The organism is Bradyrhizobium sp., from assembly GCF_016462955.1.
Taxonomy (GTDB): domain Bacteria; phylum Pseudomonadota; class Alphaproteobacteria; order Rhizobiales; family Xanthobacteraceae; genus Bradyrhizobium.
The window spans coordinates 1-1,505 of the sequence record NZ_JAEMSD010000651.1 but is presented as its reverse complement, the minus strand read 5'-3'; the positions used below and the strand labels follow the sequence as shown (position 1 = coordinate 1,505).

Annotated in this window: 2 protein-coding genes; one reads left to right on the top strand and one right to left on the bottom strand. The window is 64.0% G+C overall.

Annotated features, from left to right (window positions below; genetic code table 11):
* A partial coding sequence (locus tag JHD07_RS36260; RefSeq protein WP_291630923.1) for an aminotransferase class I/II-fold pyridoxal phosphate-dependent enzyme occupies positions 1–853 on the top strand: 853 nt, incomplete at its 5' end.
* 125 nt (positions 854–978) lie between these two features.
* On the opposite strand, the gene JHD07_RS36255 is transcribed toward JHD07_RS36260, so the two are convergent.
* Positions 979–1,505, bottom strand: a 527-nt coding sequence (locus JHD07_RS36255) for an SGNH/GDSL hydrolase family protein (protein ID WP_291630921.1), incomplete at its 5' end; no start/stop codon positions are given.

Genomic DNA, 1,505 nt, shown 5'->3' with positions numbered 1-1,505 from the left:
GTTCGGCTCATGCCTCTACGTGATCCAGGACCTGCTGCCGCGCTACGGCATCGAGACCACGCTGGTCGACGGGCTCGATCTCGACCAGTGGCAGCGCGCGCTGCGGCCGAACACCAAGACGTTCTTCCTGGAGAGCCCGACCAACCCGACGCTGGACGTGCTCGACATCCCCTCGATCGCCGAGATCGCGCACAAGGGCGGCGCGCGCCTGGTGGTCGACAACGTATTCGCGACCCCGATCTGGCAGAGCCCGCTGGCGCTCGGCGCCGACGTCGTCGTCTATTCCGCGACCAAGCACATCGACGGCCAGGGCCGCTGTCTCGGCGGCATCATCCTGTCGTCGGAAGCCTTCATCGCCGAGCACATCCACAACTTCATGCGCCAGACCGGCCCGTCGATCTCGCCGTTCAATGCCTGGGTCCTGCTCAAGGGCCTGGAGACGCTCGGCGTGCGCGTGCGTGCGCAGACTGACACGGCCGCGCGCATCGCCGAGGTGCTTGCGAGCCATCCCAAGATCTCGCGGCTGGTCTATCCCGGCCGCGCCGATCATCCGCAGGCGGCGCTGGTGAAGAAACAGATGCGCGGCGGCTCGACGCTGGTCGGCTTCGAGGTGAAGGGCGGCAAGCAGGCCGCGTTCCGCGTGCTCAACGAGTTGAAGCTGGCCAAGATCTCCAACAATCTCGGCGACGCCAAGAGCCTCGTCACGCATCCGGCGACCACGACGCATCAGCGCCTGAAGCCGGAAGACCGCGCCGCGCTCGGCATCAGCGAAGGCTTCATCCGCTTCTCGGCAGGGCTCGAGCATGCCGATGATCTGATCGAGGATCTGACCGCGGCGCTGGAGAAGGCGTGAGACGACGGAGGTCTGGTAGGGTGGATTAGCCGAAGGCGTAATCCACCTCTTCTGCATCCGCGGGGAAAGACAGTGGTGGGTTACGGCTTCGCCTAACCCACCCTACGCAGCCTACGGCAGCGTGCCTACATCGGCCGGTACGTCCTCACGTCCGCCGGCACGTTCACACCCAGCTTGATTTGGCCGACCGAACGGATGATGTCGTCGCCGAGCAGCTGGGCGAAGCAGGCGTAGCCCCAATCGTTCATGTGCAGGCCGTCGGCGATGACGAAGTTCTCGACCGGGATCGACTGGTTCTCGTGCCAGTCGCGCATCACCTCGAAGCGCGGGAAGATGCCGACGTGGCGAAGCTCGGCGACTTTGCCGAGCATATTGATCATCTTGCCGGCGCTCTCCTTGCGCTGGTTGACGGCCGGCGAATATTGCGGATCGACCAGCACGATGTCGGTGCCGCGCGCGGCCTGGATGCGGCTGATGCCTTCCTCCACCAGCTTGACGGTCTCGCCGGGATCGAGATTGCGAAGCACGGCGTTGGTGCCGACCTGCCAGATCACGAGATCGAATTTTTCCGCCGTCACGCGAAGATGATTCAATGGTAAAAGATGAATTTGCAGATCGTTCGTCAGAACCAAGTCGGATGACGATTCACGCA